16 protein-coding genes and 1 tRNA gene are annotated in these 15,586 nt (G+C 72.4%); 11 read left to right on the forward strand and 6 right to left on the reverse strand.

What is annotated here, in order from left to right; all coding sequences use genetic code 11:
* Positions 1 to 10: 10 nt before the first annotated feature.
* The 4 genes from ACZ56U_RS21595 (at position 11) to ACZ56U_RS21610 (ending at position 3,773) form a co-directional block, all read left to right on the forward strand.
* Positions 11 to 1,654 (forward strand): alkaline phosphatase D family protein, encoded by a 1,644-nt coding sequence (locus ACZ56U_RS21595; protein WP_469085617.1) that lies wholly within the window; start codon positions 11 to 13, stop codon positions 1,652 to 1,654.
* A 128-nt stretch (positions 1,655 to 1,782) separates the two neighbouring features.
* On the forward strand, positions 1,783 to 2,190 hold the full coding sequence (locus ACZ56U_RS21600) for a hypothetical protein (protein ID WP_469085618.1): 408 nt from the start codon (positions 1,783 to 1,785) through the stop codon (positions 2,188 to 2,190).
* A 318-nt stretch (positions 2,191 to 2,508) separates the two neighbouring features.
* A complete protein-coding gene (locus tag ACZ56U_RS21605; protein WP_469085619.1) occupies positions 2,509 to 2,961 on the forward strand; it encodes a DoxX family protein in 453 nt (150 codons plus the stop codon).
* A 248-nt stretch (positions 2,962 to 3,209) separates the two neighbouring features.
* Positions 3,210 to 3,773, forward strand: coding sequence for a DedA family protein (locus tag ACZ56U_RS21610; RefSeq protein ID WP_469085833.1), 564 nt, complete (start codon positions 3,210 to 3,212; stop codon positions 3,771 to 3,773).
* 118 nt (positions 3,774 to 3,891) lie between these two features.
* On the opposite strand, the gene ACZ56U_RS21615 is transcribed toward ACZ56U_RS21610, so the two are convergent.
* The gene (locus ACZ56U_RS21615) at positions 3,892 to 4,119 is read right to left on the reverse strand and encodes a DUF2277 domain-containing protein (protein ID WP_469085620.1); all 228 of its coding nucleotides are present in this window, start codon (positions 4,117 to 4,119) and stop codon (positions 3,892 to 3,894) included.
* 146 nt (positions 4,120 to 4,265) lie between these two features.
* Here ACZ56U_RS21615 and ACZ56U_RS21620 point away from each other — a divergent pair, with 146 nt between their 5' ends.
* Together ACZ56U_RS21620 and ACZ56U_RS21625 are read left to right on the forward strand one after the other, a co-directional pair.
* Positions 4,266 to 5,189 (forward strand): ketopantoate reductase family protein, encoded by a 924-nt coding sequence (locus ACZ56U_RS21620; RefSeq protein ID WP_469085621.1) that lies wholly within the window; start codon positions 4,266 to 4,268, stop codon positions 5,187 to 5,189.
* Between the two features lie 102 nt (positions 5,190 to 5,291).
* Entirely contained in the window at positions 5,292 to 5,660 is a 369-nt protein-coding gene (locus ACZ56U_RS21625; RefSeq protein ID WP_469085622.1) for a hypothetical protein, read from the forward strand.
* Positions 5,661 to 5,710: 50 nt separating this feature from the next.
* Here the strand turns inward: ACZ56U_RS21625 and ACZ56U_RS21630 are convergent.
* Positions 5,711 to 5,782, reverse strand: a tRNA-Val gene (locus ACZ56U_RS21630).
* A 210-nt stretch (positions 5,783 to 5,992) separates the two neighbouring features.
* Here ACZ56U_RS21630 and ACZ56U_RS21635 point away from each other — a divergent pair.
* From ACZ56U_RS21635 to ACZ56U_RS21650, 4 genes are all read left to right on the forward strand, one after another.
* On the forward strand, positions 5,993 to 6,760 hold the full coding sequence (locus ACZ56U_RS21635) for a DUF4097 family beta strand repeat-containing protein (protein ID WP_469085623.1): 768 nt from the start codon (positions 5,993 to 5,995) through the stop codon (positions 6,758 to 6,760).
* Between the two features lie 75 nt (positions 6,761 to 6,835).
* A complete protein-coding gene (locus ACZ56U_RS21640) occupies positions 6,836 to 8,206 on the forward strand; it encodes a hypothetical protein (protein WP_469085624.1) in 1,371 nt (456 codons plus the stop codon).
* A gap of 20 nt (positions 8,207 to 8,226) precedes the next feature.
* Positions 8,227 to 8,442 carry an FmdB family zinc ribbon protein gene (locus ACZ56U_RS21645; protein WP_469085625.1) on the forward strand — a complete coding sequence of 72 codons (216 nt, stop codon included), beginning with the start codon at positions 8,227 to 8,229 and terminating at the stop codon, positions 8,440 to 8,442.
* 60 nt (positions 8,443 to 8,502) lie between these two features.
* The gene (locus ACZ56U_RS21650; protein ID WP_469085626.1) at positions 8,503 to 9,153 is read left to right on the forward strand and encodes a DedA family protein; all 651 of its coding nucleotides are present in this window, start codon (positions 8,503 to 8,505) and stop codon (positions 9,151 to 9,153) included.
* Here the strand turns inward: ACZ56U_RS21650 and ACZ56U_RS21655 are convergent.
* Genes ACZ56U_RS21655 through ACZ56U_RS21665 form a run of 3 tightly spaced genes read right to left on the reverse strand, consistent with a single transcriptional unit; the run spans position 9,143 to position 13,672 of the window.
* On the reverse strand, positions 9,143 to 9,970 hold the full coding sequence (locus ACZ56U_RS21655; protein ID WP_469085627.1) for an HAD family hydrolase: 828 nt from the start codon (positions 9,968 to 9,970) through the stop codon (positions 9,143 to 9,145). The two genes, ACZ56U_RS21650 and ACZ56U_RS21655, sit on opposite strands and share 11 nt — an antisense overlap.
* Positions 9,970 to 12,483 carry a phosphoribosyltransferase gene (locus ACZ56U_RS21660; protein WP_469085628.1) on the reverse strand — a complete coding sequence of 838 codons (2,514 nt, stop codon included), beginning with the start codon at positions 12,481 to 12,483 and terminating at the stop codon, positions 9,970 to 9,972. The genes ACZ56U_RS21655 and ACZ56U_RS21660 overlap by 1 nt, the downstream gene beginning before the upstream one ends.
* Before the next feature lie 22 nt (positions 12,484 to 12,505).
* A complete protein-coding gene (locus ACZ56U_RS21665) occupies positions 12,506 to 13,672 on the reverse strand; it encodes an HpcH/HpaI aldolase/citrate lyase family protein (RefSeq protein WP_469085629.1) in 1,167 nt (388 codons plus the stop codon).
* Between the two features lie 197 nt (positions 13,673 to 13,869).
* Here ACZ56U_RS21665 and ACZ56U_RS21670 point away from each other — a divergent pair, with 197 nt between their 5' ends.
* On the forward strand, positions 13,870 to 14,721 hold the full coding sequence (locus tag ACZ56U_RS21670; protein ID WP_469085630.1) for a TerD family protein: 852 nt from the start codon (positions 13,870 to 13,872) through the stop codon (positions 14,719 to 14,721).
* A gap of 22 nt (positions 14,722 to 14,743) precedes the next feature.
* Here the strand turns inward: ACZ56U_RS21670 and ACZ56U_RS21675 are convergent, their stop codons facing one another.
* Positions 14,744 to 15,481, reverse strand: coding sequence for a TerD family protein (locus ACZ56U_RS21675; protein ID WP_469085631.1), 738 nt, complete (start codon positions 15,479 to 15,481; stop codon positions 14,744 to 14,746).
* Between the last annotated feature and the right edge of the window lie 105 nt (positions 15,482 to 15,586).

Raw genomic sequence — 15,586 nt, forward strand, 5'->3', positions numbered from 1 at the left:
GGAGGTGATCGTGGCCGAACTTCGGTTGGGACCGCTGCTCAGGTACACCGACCGCTCGTCCGCGACCGTGTGGGTCGAGGCGAGCCGCCCGTGCGCGGCCGAGGTGCGCTGCGCGGACGGGGCGGGCGGACAGACCCGCACGTTCCAGGTGGCGGGCCACCACTACGCGCTGGTCCAGGTCACCGGGCTGACGCCGGGGACCTCGTCGCCGTACGAGGTCCTGCTGGACGGGGCGCGCGTGTGGCCGCCGCCCGACTCGCCGTTCCCGGATCCGGTGATCCGCACTCCGGCCGAGGGCGGGACCGTCCGGATCGCCTTCGGCTCCTGCCGCTGGGCCGCTCCGCCCCACGGCGAGCGGGACCCCGTCGGACCGGACGCCCTGGACACCCTCGCGGCCCGGATCGCGGCCGCCCCCGACGGTGAACGCCCGGACGCGCTGGTGCTGCTCGGCGATCAGGTCTACGCCGACGAGACCTCGCCCGCCACCCAGCGCTGGCTCGCCGCGCGCCGGGACGTGAGCGAGCCGCCGGGCAACGAGGTCGCGGACTACGAGGAGTACACCCACCTCTACTACGAGTCCTGGCTCGACCCGGAGATCCGCTGGCTGCTGTCCACCGTGCCCAGTTGCATGATCTTCGACGATCACGACGTCGTGGACGACTGGAACACCTCCGCCGCCTGGGTCGAGGACATGCGAGCCACCTCGTGGTGGGGCGAGCGGGTGCAGAGCGGGCTGATGTCGTACTGGGTCTACCAGCACCTGGGGAACCTCTCCCCTGCGGAGCTGGCCGCCGACCCGCTCTACGCCGCCGTGTCCGAAAGCGCCGACGGCACCGACGAGTTGCGCGCCTTCGCCGTCCGGGCCGACACCGAACCCGAATCCGTGCGCTGGAGTTACCGGCGGGACTTCGGGCGGGTCCGGCTGCTGATGGTCGACTCGCGGGCGGCCCGGGTCCTCGACGAGGACAAGCGGTCGATGCTCGACCCCGGCGAGGCCCGGTGGCTGCGCGAGCAGGTGCTGGACGGGCCGGGATCGTACGACCATCTCCTGATCGGGACCTCGCTGCCCTGGCTGCTGCCGAACCTGGTGCACGACGCCGAGGCGTGGAACGCCGCGCTGTGCCGGGGTGAGCGCGGGGAACGTTGGGCGCGGTTCGGGGAGAAGGTGCGGCGGGGTGCTGACCTGGAGCACTGGGCGGCGTTCCCGGACTCCTTCGAGGCGCTGGCCGCGCTCATCGCGGAGGTCGGGTCCGGGCCGGACGCGCCGGCGACGGTGTGCGTGCTGTCGGGGGACGTCCACCATGCCTACGTCGCCGAGCCGCGCTGGTCGGCGGGGGCCGAACCGGACGCCCACGTCGTGCAGTTGACCTGCTCCCCCGTCCACAACTCCATCCCGCTCTCGATGCGCCTCGGCTTCCGCTTCGGCTGGAGCGCGGTGGGCCGCGCGCTCGGACGCGGGTTCGCCCGGCACGGCGGCTGTTCGCGGCCGTCGGTGGACTGGCGGCGGACGGGCGGCCCCTGGTTCGGCAACCAGCTCATGACCCTGACCCTGCAAGGCCGTTCGGCCCTGCTGCGGATGGAGCAGGCACGTGCCGTGCGGGGCGGCGACCCGCGGCTGGAGGTGGTGACGGAGACGGTGCTGGGCGAGAAGTGACCGGTGCACACATGAGCCTCGGAAAGGGCGAGTTGTGCACGGCTGAAGCTTCTGTAAACCCGTCTTCGACCATACGCTCCTCGACACTCGGGCCCGCACGGACGGCCCAACCGCTCGAAGGAAACGCCTTGTTGAAGAAGATCTGCTTCTCGCTCGTCGCCGCCGGCGCGGGGGTCGGCCTCATGGCCGTACCGGCCCACGCCACCTGGTACCCGACGGGCTGGCCGCAGCACGCCTACACGTCCGACAACAAGGGTGAGGGCGCCTTCCAGGCCGATGGCGACTGGATCATGGCGAACGACATCGGGGAGGACCACAAGAGCACGGTCACCCGCTGGGAGACCGACTACGGCCGCGAGGGCGAGTGCAAGGCGACCGGCGGCGCGTTCACGGGCCGTGAGGAGTGCAACTACAACTTCGACGAGGACAAAAAGGTCCGGATCAAGGTGTGCCTGCGGAACTACTCCAACGACATCGGCTGGGAGAACTGCTCGACCTGGACCCCCTGGCTGAGCATCGCCACCGGCAACGCCTGACCCGAGGACCGGTCGGTATCGGCCGTGCGCGCGGCGGTCCGCATGCGGGGCGGCGACGGGGGACGCGGCGCCGGGTGACCGCCGCGGACGCAGAGGCTGGTGTGGATTCGGTCATGCTTTCGGACGCGGGCGGCGGTGGCCAGAACGGCTCCACGTGCGGTTACGACAGGGACGGAAGGCGAAACGGAAGCAAAGCCGTGGCCAAATGTTGAACTTGAAACCATTGGTGAGGGCTGCCTACGGTGGGGCGCTCGAACGGTTCTGTCCCCCGACCGGTCCGACCCCACGGACCGGCCCGACCGCAGGAGTACTCCCCACATGACCGGACGCCTCAACAGCGCCCAGCCGTACGTCCTCGGCCTGTTCCGTATCGTCGTCGGACTGCTGTTCACCTGCCACGGTGCCGTCGCGCTCTTCGGAGTGCTCGGCGGCGCGGACGGCAGGGGCGGCACCGTCGAACTCGGCACCTGGCCCGGCTGGTACGCGGCCGCGATCGAACTGGTCGGCGGTTCGCTGGTGATGATCGGCCTCGCCACCCGCTTCGCCGCGTTCATCGCCTCCGGCGCGATGGCCTACGCCTACTTCAAGGTGCACCAGCCGAACGCCCTGTGGCCGATCGAGAACAGCGGCGAGGGCGCGGCGATGTTCTGCTGGTCCTTCCTGCTGCTCGTCTTCACCGGCTCCGGCGCCTTCGGGCTCGACCGCCTGTTCCACAAGCGCTCGACGGTCGCCGGGCGGCCCGCCTCGGACCAGGCACCCGTGGCCGTCTGACCCGTGCCCACACCCGACGGCGCCCGCCCTCACGGAGGACGGGCGCCGTCGTGGTCTGTGGCTGTCGCACGCCGGAACGTGTCGGCCTCGTGAACATACTGTGCTGAACACACGCGCCCCCCATGAACCCGCTGTCACACCCCGGGCGTACGCTGTAGGGCTGTTACGGGGGACAACGGGGAGTGACGGTGTTGGAGAGTCTCGGGAGTGTGGGCACGCTGATCGGCAGCCCAGGAATCATCTACGCGATGGTGGCCGCGTCGGTGCTGCTCGATGTGTTCCTGCCGGTCCTGCCGAGCGGCGTCCTCGTCATCACCGCTGCCACGGCAGCGGCGGCGGTGCCCGGCGCGGCGACCGGCAAGGTGCCCGGCGAGGTCCCCGACCTCCTGCTGCTCACCCTGGTCGCCGCCACCGCCTCGGTGCTCGGCGACCTGGTGGCGTACCGGCTGGCCTGGCGCGGCGGGGCCCGGCTGGACCGGGCGATCGCCCGCTCCCGTCGCCTCACCTCCGCGCAGGAACGTCTCGGCTCGGCGCTGGCGCGCGGCGGCGGCCCCCTGATGGTCCTCGCCCGTTTCGCCCCGGCCGGCCGCTCGGTGGTCTCCTTCGTCGCGGGCGCCGCCCACCGCCGCGTCCGCGAGTTCCTCCCCTGGTCCGCGCTGGCGGGCCTGGCCTGGGCCGCGTACAGCGTCGGCCTCGGCTACTACGGCGCCCAGTGGCTGGGTACGACCTGGCTGGCGACCGGCGTCTCCGTGCTGGCCCTGTTCGGCGCGGGCGCCGGGGCGGCGTACGTGATGCGGCGGCAGCCGGCGTAGCGCCGCGCGGGGAGCCGTGACCGGGGACGGTCGCGGCGCGCGCGGGTGAGCGCAGCCGCGCCTCGTGACGGCTCGCGCGCGTCCCCGTTCGGGACGCCGTCGTCCACGCCGGGCCCGTTCAGCCTGCCTTCTGGGCGGCGCCCCGCACCTCCAGGCCGTCCAGCAGTTCGGCCGTGGCCTCGGCGACCGCGGCCACGGCGCGGTCGAAGACCTCCCTGTTGTGGGCGGCGGGTGCCCGGAAGCCGGACACCTTCCGTACGTACTGGAGGGCGGCGGCGCGGATCTCGTCCTCGGTCGCCTCCTCGGGCAGCGCGGGCGGGCGAAGGGTCTTGATGCTGCGGCACATACCCCCAGTCTCGCTCCCCTCAGGAGATACCGCCCGGGGCTCCGCGGAACGGGGCCCGGGAGATCGCCGGCCGCGAGGAGGTCTGCGATGATCCTTCGCGAGGCGGCCACCGTTCAAGGGGTCGACCGACGAAGGGAGTTCGTGTGATGACGCACGACGAGAAACTGACGTACGACGGTGGACCGACCGTGGCGGTACTGGGGCCGGGCGGCATCGGCGGTCTGCTCGCCGGGCTGCTGGCCCGGGCCGGGCACCGGGTGATCTGCCTGGCCGGGGACGAGACGGCCGCGGCCCTGCGCACCCGCGGGATCCGGGTCCGCAGCGCGGTGTTCGGGGACTTCACCGCGCGGGTGGAGGCGGAGAGCGAGCTGCGGACGCGGGTCGACGTCTGTCTGGTGGCGGTCAAGCACACCGCGCTCGACGCGGCCCTGGACCGGGTCCCGCCGGCCGCGCTGGGCGACGCGCTCCTGGTGCCGTTCCTGAACGGTGTGGAGCACCCGGCGGCCCTGCGGGCCCGGTATGGCGAGGACGTGGTGGCGCCGGCGGTGATCCGGGTGGAGTCGACGCGGGTGGCACCGGGGGAGATCGTCCACGGCAGCCCGTTCGCGGAGGTCGACCTCGCGGGGGACAAGGTGCCCCGGGAGCGCCTGGAGGCGCTGGCGGCGGTGCTCGGTGCGGCCGGGCCGACCACGCGGGTGCTGCCGGACGAGACGGCGGCGCTGTGGGCCAAGATGTCGTTCCTGGCCCCGTTCGCCCTGCTCACCACGCGGTACGGGCTGCCGCTGGGTGACATCCGCACGCGCCACCGCGAGGAGCTGACGGCACTCGTGGAGGAGACGGCCGCGGTCAGCCGCGCCTGCGGCGGTCCGGCGGACCCGGTCCAGGCGCTGGCCCGCTACGACGCGTTCCCGGCGGGGACCAAGTCGTCCATGCAGCGCGACGCCGAGGCGGGCCACCGGCTCGAACTGGACGCGATCGGCGGGGCGTTGCTCCGCGCGGCGGACCAGCACGGCGTTCCGGTACCGGTGGCGGCGCGCCTGGTGGCGGAGCTGAAGGCCGCCGGCCACTGACGCCGTGCCCCCCGGTGTGGACCCGGCCCGGCGGCACGCCCGAACACACGAACTACCCTCAGAAACTCGCACCCCTAAATCGAACAGGCGTAGCATTGCGCCGTGGCTACGACCTATGACTTTCCGAGTGACCTCCTCGCCGGTCAGGAGGAGCTGCATCAGGTCCGGGCCGAGCTGTCGGCCCTGCTCAAGCGGCTGCCCTGGTCGGTCGAGCCCCTGGACGGATTCAGTGACACCGCCGGTTGGCGCAAGGTGGAACGCCCCGCCTCCCCCGGCTGGACGGCCGACGAACAGGCCGAGGTGGAGAAGCTCCGCCGACGCGAGCACGAACTCGCCGTCTTCGTCAGCGGCCACCGCTTCTGGGCGGAGGTCACCGGCGCGGACCGCGTGGACGCCCGCATGAGGCTGAAGCACGCGCGGGAACGGGAAGAGGAACGGGAAGTGGAGAACGCGGGGAACGCGGGGAACTGAGAAACAAGAAAAGGACCCCGGTCTGATCGACCGGGGTCCTTTCGTTCCTGTGGGCGCGGACGGTTTCGAACCGCCGACATCCTGCTTGTAAGGCAGGCGCTCTACCCCTGAGCTACGCACCCGGGTCCCGAACAGCAGCAGCGCTCAGGACGAGTCGACAGCCTACATCGCCCCGGCCCCTGGTCTGCAAACCCGTATCGCGGGAGCCGCCTGTCGGGGGTGGACCCGGGGGTTTTCCCCACCCCGCATCCGGGAGCGTCCCGGATCCCGCGACGGCCTCCCGCTCCGTACGGTCGAAGAGCCTCATCGGTCTGTCTCAGGGGGAGATCCCAATGGCCCGTCCCGTCACCGCCCGCGTCGCCCTGGCCGCAGGGGCCGTCGCTCTCATCGCGGGTGTCAGCGCCTGCGGAGCCTCCGCCTCGGACGACAAGGACCCCGACCACCGTTCGTTCGCGCTTCAGGGCAGGACCCTCACCATCGACTCCGACGACTCCGCCCTGGAGATCGTCGCCGCCGACGATCACGAGGCGGGCCGGATCGAGGTCACCCGCTGGTTCCGGGGCACGGTCGCGATGGGCAAGGACCCCAAGGTCACCTGGTCCATGCGGGACGACACCCTGAAACTGCGGATGACGTGCACCGGCGTCGTCGCCGACTGCGCCGGCAAGCACCGCATCGAGGTCCCGCGCGGTGTCTCCGTCAAGGTCCAGGACGGCGACGGCAGCGTACGCGCGCGTGGCTTCGAGGACGCGCTGAGCATCCGTACCGGGGACGGCTCCGTCCACGTCACCGACTCCAGCGGCCCGCTGCACCTGAAGACCGGCGACGGCTCCGTGCGCGCCGAGGTCACCTCGCGCCGGATCCGCTCCGAGACCGGCGACGGCTCCGTCCACCTCCAACTGGGCGCCGTACCGGAGCGGGTGGAGTCCCGGAGCGGCGACGGGTCCGTGACCATCGACGTCCCCGAGGCGACGTACAAGGTGACGACCGAGACCGGTGACGGCGGTGTGGACGTGTCCGTGCCCCGCGCCGACTCCAGCACCCATGTCATCACCGCCCGCACCGGCGACGGCAAAGTCACGGTCCGTACCGCGAACTAACGGGCCCGTGTGTTCGTCCTTAACCGGTGGGAGAATGACACCGGGCAAGGACGGATCACAGCACGGGAGAGGGATGTGACGGCGACACCAGCGCAGCCGTACTCGCCGTCGAAGCCGCGCGCGCGTGAGGTGCTGCGCGACGCGCTCACCCTGACCGCCCTGCCCCTGTTCGCCGCGCTCGCGCTGCCGGCCGCGTTCGCGGGCGGCGGCACCCGGCGCTGGTTCGGGGGCCGCTCGGAGAGCCAGCGGGCCGAGGCGCAGGCCGCGAAGGACGCCGCCGCGGCCGCGTTCTACGAGCTGGACACCGCCCAGCGTGATCTGCGGATCTCGATCGAGACGATCATCGCGGTCGACGACTCCCCCGCCGCCCGGCGCGCCGTCGCCGACTTCGAGGCGCTCGGCAGGCGGATCGACGAGGCCAGCCGCCACTACATCGAGGCCGTCGACGCGCACGACCTCGACCGGGACGACCTGGAGGCCTCGGTCGCCGTCCGCGCGCGGACCGAGCTCACCAAGGCCAAGGACGACCTCGCGAACGTCAAGCGGGACCTGGACCGCTTCGGCGACGGCCTCGGCCCGCTGCTCGGCAAGGCCGAGACGCAGCTGGCCCGGCTCGCCCCCGCCGTCGAGCGCGCCCGGCAGGGCCTGCTGGCCGCCTCCAACGCCCTGGACGCGGTACGGGAGTCGGGGCTGAAGGCGGACGACCTCGCCGCCCGGCTGGCCGCTCTCGGCCCCGAGCTGACCAAGCTGAACCAGGGCGCCGGGCAGCACGGCGTCCCGCAGACCCTGGAGCGTGCCGAGCGGGTCGCGCGCGAGGCCGAGGCGGTCCGGGTCGAGTCCGAGCGGCTGCCGGAGAAGGCCGCCGAGATCGACCACCGGCTGGTCTCCCTGCGCACCCGCGCCCAGGCCCTGACCACCCGCGCCGGGCAGGTCGACCCGGTCCTCAGCGAGCTGCGCCGCCGCTTCACCGTCGCCTGCTGGCAGGACCTCCAGCAGGTCCCCGACCAGGCGACGGAGAACGTCCGCCAGGCCGAGCGCAAGCTCGCGGACGCCCGCGCCGCGCGCGACGAGCAGCGCTGGCCGGACGCCACCGCCCTGCTGTCGACCGTGCGGGCCCTGCTGAACTCCACCGACGAGTCCGTCTCGGCCGCCGGTGACCGGCTGCGGCGCCTGAACGCCGTGCAGAAGGACCCCCAGCAGGAGATCGACCGGACCCGGTTCGCCATCCGGGACGCCCAGCGGCTCGCGATGACCGGCCGGACCACCCCCGACCCGCGCCACGCGCGCCCGCTGGACGACTCGGTGGCCCGGCTGGAGCGGGCCATCGGCACCCTGGAGGGCCGCCACCCCGACTACTGGCACTTCCTCACCGAGACGGAGGCGGTGCGGCAGACGGTGGCGCGGGTGGTCTCGCAGATCCGCGAGGAGCGCGGCGCCGGCCACTGAGGCGCGGTTAACCTGTGCTCATGCCTCGCTACGAGTACCGCTGCCGCACCTGCGGCGACACCTTCGAACTGAGCCGTCCGATGGCGGAGTCGTCCGCCCCCGCGGACTGCCCGGCCGGCCATGACGACACGGTGAAGCTGCTGTCGACGGTGGCCGTCGGCGGCTCGGCCTCCGCACCGGCCCAGGCGCCGCGTTCAGGCGGCGGCGGTTGCTGCGGCGGAGGCTGCTGCGGCTGACGGCCCCCGTGGGCGGCGGCTTCAGGAAACCTTCAGCTGCGGTTTCCTACCGTGGACGGCATGACAGCCGCACCGCAGTGGATCAACGGACTCATGGACACGCTCGGCGCGCCCGGCGCCGGGCTGGCCATCGCCCTGGAGAACCTCTTCCCCCCGCTGCCGAGCGAGGTCATCCTGCCGCTCGCCGGGTTCGCGGCCAGCACCGGCCAGATGAACCTCCTGGCCGCCCTGCTGTGGACGACCGCCGGCTCGGTGGTCGGCGCGCTCGCCCTGTACGGCGTCGGCGCGCTGCTCGGCCGGGACCGCACGGTCGCGATCGCGGCCCGGCTGCCGCTGGTGAAGGTCTCCGACATCGAGAAGACCGAGGCGTGGTTCCTGCGGCACGGCACCAAGGCGGTCTTCTTCGGCCGCATGATCCCCATCTTCCGCAGCCTGATCTCGGTCCCGGCCGGCGTGGAGCGCATGCCGCTGCCCGTCTTCCTCGGCCTGACCACGCTGGGCAGCGCGCTGTGGAACACCGCGTTCGTGATGGCGGGCTATCTGCTGGGCGACAACTGGACCCAGGTCACGGACATCGTGTCCGCGTACTCGAAGGTCGTGCTGGCGGGGGCCGCGCTGGCGGTGGTGGCGTTCGTCGTCGTACGGCTGGTGCGGCGACCGGGGTCCGGCCGCCGCCGCAGGCGGGCGCGGGACGCGCGCGTCAACTCGTAGGGGCCGCCGGTGCCCCGCGGGTGGCGCGCAGGAACTCCCGCAGGATCCGCTCCCCCGCCAGCACACCCCGCTCCGGCAGCGCGCTGACGTTCGGGGCGGTGAAACCCTCGTCCGCGAGTTCGCCGTGCCCCGGGCGCCAGCCCCGGTCCGCGGCGAGCAGCAGGTCGGCGTCGAGCAGGGAGTCCCCGGCCGCCAGCGTCAGGTCCGCGCCGGCGCGGCGGGCGACCTCGTGCAGCGCGGCGCTCTTGGTCAGGGGCTTGGGGACGGCGTAGATCTTGCGACCCTGGAGCGAGACCGTCCAGCCGCGGTTCTCCGCCCACACGGCGAGCTCCTTCACCCAGTCCTCGGGCAGCAGTTCACGCTCGACGACGAGGTAGGCGAAGAGGTCCTCGGCGACCCGGTGCTTGCGCACCCACACCGGGTCGGCCGTCCGCAGCAGATGCTCTTGCACCTCGCTCAGCGGCGCGCACTCGTCGGCGAGCCGGGCCTGCACGCGGGTGTGCCAGTCGGCGTCCGTCACCCCGTCCACCAGGATGTGCCCGCCGTTGGCGCAGATCGCGTACGTGGGCGGGGGGCCGGGGAGGTTGATGCGCTGGTACTGCTTGCGGGTCCGGGTGGTCGTGGGCACGAACACCGCCGCGTCGCCGAGGTCGGCCAGCAGTGCGGCGGCCGTCTCGGTCATGTAGGACAGCGGCCTGCTCTCGTGCACCTCGACGCAGAGCAGCCGGGGCGCCCGCGCGTCCGGCATGGTCAGCGCGAGGGCCGCGGAGGAGTAGATCAGCGTACGGTCGAGGTCGCTCGCCACCAGCACCGGCATCAGAGGGCCACCGCCCGGCCGTCGGCACCGGTCGCGCCCCGCGTGTACTTGGGGTGGATCAACCCCACGCAGGTGTACGGGAGTTCACCGACCTCCTCCACCGGGACACCTCGCTGCTCGGCCAACAGGCGTACGTGGTCCAGGTCGGCGCCCGCGCCGGCCCGCGCGAGGATCTTCCAGGGCACGCGGCGCAGCAGCACCCGGGTGGTCTCACCGACGCCCGGCTTGACGAGGTTGACGTCGTGGATGCCGTACTCCTCGCTGATCCGCTCGACGGCCGCCCAGCCTTCCCAGGTGGGGCTGCGGTCGCTGGAGAGCAGCTCCTTGACCTGTGCGTCCACCGCCTCCACGACCTCCGGGAAGACGGCGCCGACGGCGTCGAGGAAGGCCACGGAGACGTCGGCGCCCGCGAGTTCGCGGTAGAACTTCGCGCCGTGGAAGTCGTTCGGGCCGACCAGGTCCGCGCGCAGGACCGTGCGGGAGATCAGGCCGGAGACCGTGGAGTTGAGGCAGGCGGAGGGGATGAGGAAGTCCTCGCGGGTGCCGTACGTCCGCACGCACGAGCCCGGGTCGGCGAGCACCGCGATCTCCGGGTCGAAGCCGGTGATGCCGTCGGAGGCCTCGAACTCCTCGATGGCCTCCGCGAGTTCACGGGTGATCGCGCCCTTGCCGGTCCAGCCGTCGACGAAGACGACGTCGGCCGGGTCGTGGTGGGCGGCCAGCCAGCGCAGCGCGTTGGCGTCGATACCGCGGCCGCGGACGATCGACACGGCGTAGTGCGGCAGTTCGAGGCCGTGCCGGAACTGGGCCCAGCGGCGCATCAGGACGCCGATCGGGGTGCCGGCGCGGGCGAGGGAGACCAGGACCGGGCGCGGTGAGCGCTCGGCGAGCACGAGCTCGGTCACGGCGCCGACCGCCTGCGCGAGCCGGGGGGCCGCCTCGTCCAGCGCCGTGTGGAAGAGCCGCTGGTACTGCTCGCTCGGCTGGTACTCCACCGGCAGCGACTCCGCGTAGTGCGCGCCGCCGCTCTGGATGGCCTCCTCGCGCTCCTCGGTCGGCGCCTCCAGCGTCACGTCCGAGAGGTCCTGGAGCAGCCAGCCGACCTCTTCCGGCGGGTACGAGGAGAAGGCGGGGCCGCGGAGGGGCTCGGGCAGCATCGGGGGCCTTTCGGGCACGTACAGCGGCTCGGGGACGTAACTGGGGACGACCGCGAGGACGACATGCGGGGTGTGGGCGGCGAGCTGGGCGAGCAGGCCGTCGGGGGCGTGCAGTTCCGGGGTGTCGGCGGTGGAGTCGACGACGGCGACGACGGCGTCGAAGCCGGCTCCGGCCACGTTGTAGGCGTAGCGCTCGCCCGGGCCGTCGGCGGGGTTGTCGTGGGCCGGGAAGGCGAGGCGGGTGCGGATGGCGTACCCGGGGTCGTCGACGGCGAGGACGGGTGAGCGGGTGGTCGTGGAGTAGGTGACCTGGACCCCTTCGGCGGCCTGCTCCAGCTCGTGGGCGAGCCGGAGCGGGGCGTACATCAGCTCTTCGAAGCCGAGGACGTGGACGCGGTGGGCGTTCGCCGGGAGTGCCTTGGCCAGGCGTGCGGCCATGGCGGGGAGGGCGGTTTCCAGGCGTATTCGGTGCGCGGGGGTGAAGCCGTGGCGGCCGCCGTCGGGGAGGCCGTGGGGCCAGTGGAGGTCGATGCGCTGGTGTGTCGGGTGCGGGCCGGTGGGGGTTGATCGCGCCCGCGCGGCGGTGGCCGCAGACGCGACACAGCCCCGCGCCCCCGGGTCAGTCACCTCGTGGCGCGCTACAAGGGCCTGTCCCTTTTCCAGGACACCCTCCGGCAGGATCACCGTCCCCGACGCCGCCGTCACCAGGTCCACCCGCGCGTCGATCTCCCGGGCGAAGGCCTCCAGGCGGCCCGCGTCGGCCTGCGAGCGCATGTCGACCAGGGCCACGACGACGTACCGGTTCCTCGGGTAGCGGTCGTGGAGGTCCCTGATGGTGTTCAGGATCGTGTTGCCGGTGGAGAACTCGTCGTCGACCAGGACCAGCGGGCCGTCGCCGACCAGCAGGGCCGGGTCCTCCGGGAGGAGCAGGTGGGAGGTGGCGTGGGAGTGGGACTCCTCGAAGCCGCCCGCCGGGGCCACGCCGGGGACCGGGCGACGGGTGGAGTGGAGGTAGGGGGCGAGGCCGATGCCGTCGGCGACGCAGTGGCCGAGGCCGGTCGCGGTCTCCGCGTAGCCGAGGACCACCGCCCGCTCGGCCTCCCGCGCGCCCAGCAGCTCACGGACCCGCAGGCCGAGGGCGAAGCCGGAGCCGTGGACCACGGACGGTGACTGCGGGACGTGCTTGCCGAGCACGTTGGAGACCAGCAGATGGGCCCGCTTGGGGTTGCGGCGCAGGGCGAGGCCCAGCAGGCCGGTCAGCTGGTCGTCGCCCAGGAGCTCGACCCCGAGCCGCTCGGCGACCCAGGTCCCGGACCACGTCGTGTCCGGCACCTCGTTGTTCACTGCGTTGTTCATGCGTCCCTCGGGTCGGCCCGGCTCAGTCCGGGATTCCGGCGGCCAGCAGTTCCACGAAGCCGATGTCCTCGTTGGCCACCCCGAACGCCTCGGCGCGGAGCAACGTGCGCTCGGCCCAGGCTCGGTGCGGCTTCACCTCGTTCATCTTGTTCGTGTACTGCGAGCGCAGCACTCCCCCGCCGCCGCGCTCCGGGCGCAGGATGTCCGCCGCGTCACTGAACTCTTCGTGACTGACCACGGACAGTGCGTGCACGGGCAGCACGTGCGAGGGGTGAATACAAGTCTTACCCATCAGACCGTTGGCCTGGTCGAGGGCGATCTCCCGGAGCAGCCCGTCCATGGCGTGCTCTATGAGCGCCTCGCGCAGTTCCTCGGCCTGGCCGTCCAGGAAGGGGCTGCGGCGCAGCTGCGGCTTGAACATGCGCTCCTGGACCCGGAAGTACTCCCAGACCGGCCCGGTGACCGTGAAGCCGGTGCCGTCGGCGCGGCCCAGCATGTTCACCACGTCGGCGATCACGGAGGCGACGATCTGGACGTCCCAGGCGGTCATGTCGGGGGCCCGGCGCAGGCCGTAGGAGGAGCAGAAGTCGGTCACGCCGAGGCGGAGCGCGAGGACCCGGTCCCGGTACTTCTCGACCGCGCGGGCGATGCCCTCCAGGGTCTCCACCCGGGACTCGCGGTACATCAGCTCCGGCGACTCCAGGACCGGCATGGCGAACAGCCGGTGCCCGCTCGCCACCTCGGCGCCGGACAGCGCCTCCAGGAAGGGGATGCCGCGCTCCTCGGTGAACTTCGGGAGCACGAACCCGGACAGCAGCCGGGCGGCGGGCCCGAGCCGCTCGACGAGGTCGGGGATCTGTCCGGGGTAGCGGACCCGGATGAAGAGCAGCGGCAGATCCGCCGACGCGCGCTGGGCCAGCTCCGTGAACTGCCGGACGAGGTTCTCCTCGGCCTCCACGACGTCCTCGTCGCCGATCGAGTCCTCCAGGCACAGCACCATCGAGACCACGCCACGCCCGACCTGTTTCAGGATGTCGTCGGCGAGCCGCGGCCGGGTGGCCGGGCTGTACAGGGTGGCGCCCAGGGCCGCGGAGAGCAGCCGGGCCGGGGAGTCGGCGGTGAACTCGCACGGCTCCTGGTGGAACAGGCGCTGACGCACCTCAGGGGCAATGTGCCCAAAATGACGCATATGACTCCCCCGTGGTGACTGGGCATTCTGTGAACGATTCACAGGTGGCCGGTAATAGTACGTACAAACCCATGTCAGGGGTTCCCATCGGGCATGAATTCCAGGTAACGCGGCCGAGCACAGGCGGGGCGGATCCGACCCGCGGAACCCGCACCCCCGCGTTGTCGTGACCAGGACCGAGAAGGCAGGATGACCGCATGACGCACGCCATGCTGAAGGGGTCGAACGTCCCGCTCGAAGTCACCACGGTGCGCGCCGTGGTGCGCTGGACGCCCGGGCAGGAGGTCCCGGATGTCGACGCCTCCGCGCTGCTCCTCGGCCCCGACGGTCGCGTGCGCTCCGACGAGGACTTCGTCTTCTACAACCAGCCCCGGCACCCCTCCGGGACGGTACGGCTGCTCGGCAAGAAGCGGGTGGCCGAGGGCCTCACCGACACGATCCAGACAGACCTCTCCGGTGTCGAGTCCGCCGTCGGACAGATTCTCCTGGTCGCGTCGGCGGAGGGCGTCACCTTCGACCGTGTACCCGCCCTGCGCATACTGCTGTACGACGGCAAGGCTCCCGACGGGGAGCCGCTGGCCTACTTCGACATCAAGCCGCAGACCGGCCAGGAGACCGCGCTGATCTGCGGGGAGCTGTACCGCCGCGGCGAGGGCTGGAAGTTCCGCGCCCTGGGCGAGGGCTACTCGAACGGTCTGGAGGGCCTGGCCGGGGACTACGGCATCTCGGTGGACGAGTCGGACGCCTCCCAGGAGCCGGCGCCGGCCCCCGAGTCCTCCCAGCCGCTGCCGCCCGAGCAGCCGACGACAGCGGTCCCGTCCCAGCCGTCCTACGGCTACCCCCAGGCGCCGCAGGCGCCGCCGCCGACCCAGTCGGCCTACGGCTACCCGCAGTCGGCCGACCCCTCCGCGTACGGCTATCCGCAGGCCCCGGTCCCGGCGACCGCGGGGGCCCCGTCGGGATACGGCTACCCGCAGTCGGCGCCCGCCGCGGCGCCGGACCCGGACTTCCGGCTGCCGCCTCAGGGCCCTCAGTTCATCCGGCCGTAGGGGCGCCGGGACGCGGGGGCCGTCACCGGCCCGCCTTGGTCTTGTAGCCCCGCCCCCACTGGAGCCCCCACCCGTACAGCCGGTCGAGTTCGGCCTGGAACCCGTAGACGAACTTCACCTCGCGCCGGACGAGGATCTCGCCCTTGACGTTCTCGATCATCACCACGGCGCAGGACCGGGCCTGGGGATGGCGTTCGTCGAGGCCTATCTCGATCCGGGGGCCGTTGCTCGGGTACAGGGTCACGATCGCGTGCGTCCGGTCGAACGCCGGGGTCTGGTCGTATATGTAGACGAACACCAGGATCCGCTTGATGGCGTCCTTGTGGTCGAGGTTGACGTAGATCGTCTCGCCCGACGCCGACCCGAACCGGTCGTCCCCGCTCAGCTTGACGTACGGCGCCGCGTTGACGTCGCCGAAGAACCCGCCGAGCGGCTGCACCACGCCCTTGGTGCCGTCGGCCAGCTCGTACAGGCACCCCAGGTCGAGGTCGACGTTGACCATGCTCTGGCTGTGTCCCATGACCTCCGGCGGCTTGAGCGCCCGGAAGGGGTGCCGGAACAGGCTCTCGCGCTGGGAGCCGCCGATGTCGGAGGTCCGCATCCGCCAGGCCAGGTTGATGCGGAGATGCCCGGTCTCCGCGCCCTGCTTGCTCAGGGAGACCCGGTCGTGCCGTTTGGTCAGCTCGATGGCGTTGGTCGCCGCGTTGCCCGAGTCGAAGTCGGCCTCGCGGCCGCCCCGGAGCCCGTCGAAGAAGCCCATGTTCCCGCCCCCACGTTTCACGTCACAGACCGACGGGGCGGCGTCGAGGAGTCGACGCCGCCCCGCTCAGAGCGTTCCTCACCCGGAGGGCTGTCACACCCGGCC

It is taken from the genome of Streptomyces sp. NPDC034103 (genome assembly GCF_055575395.1).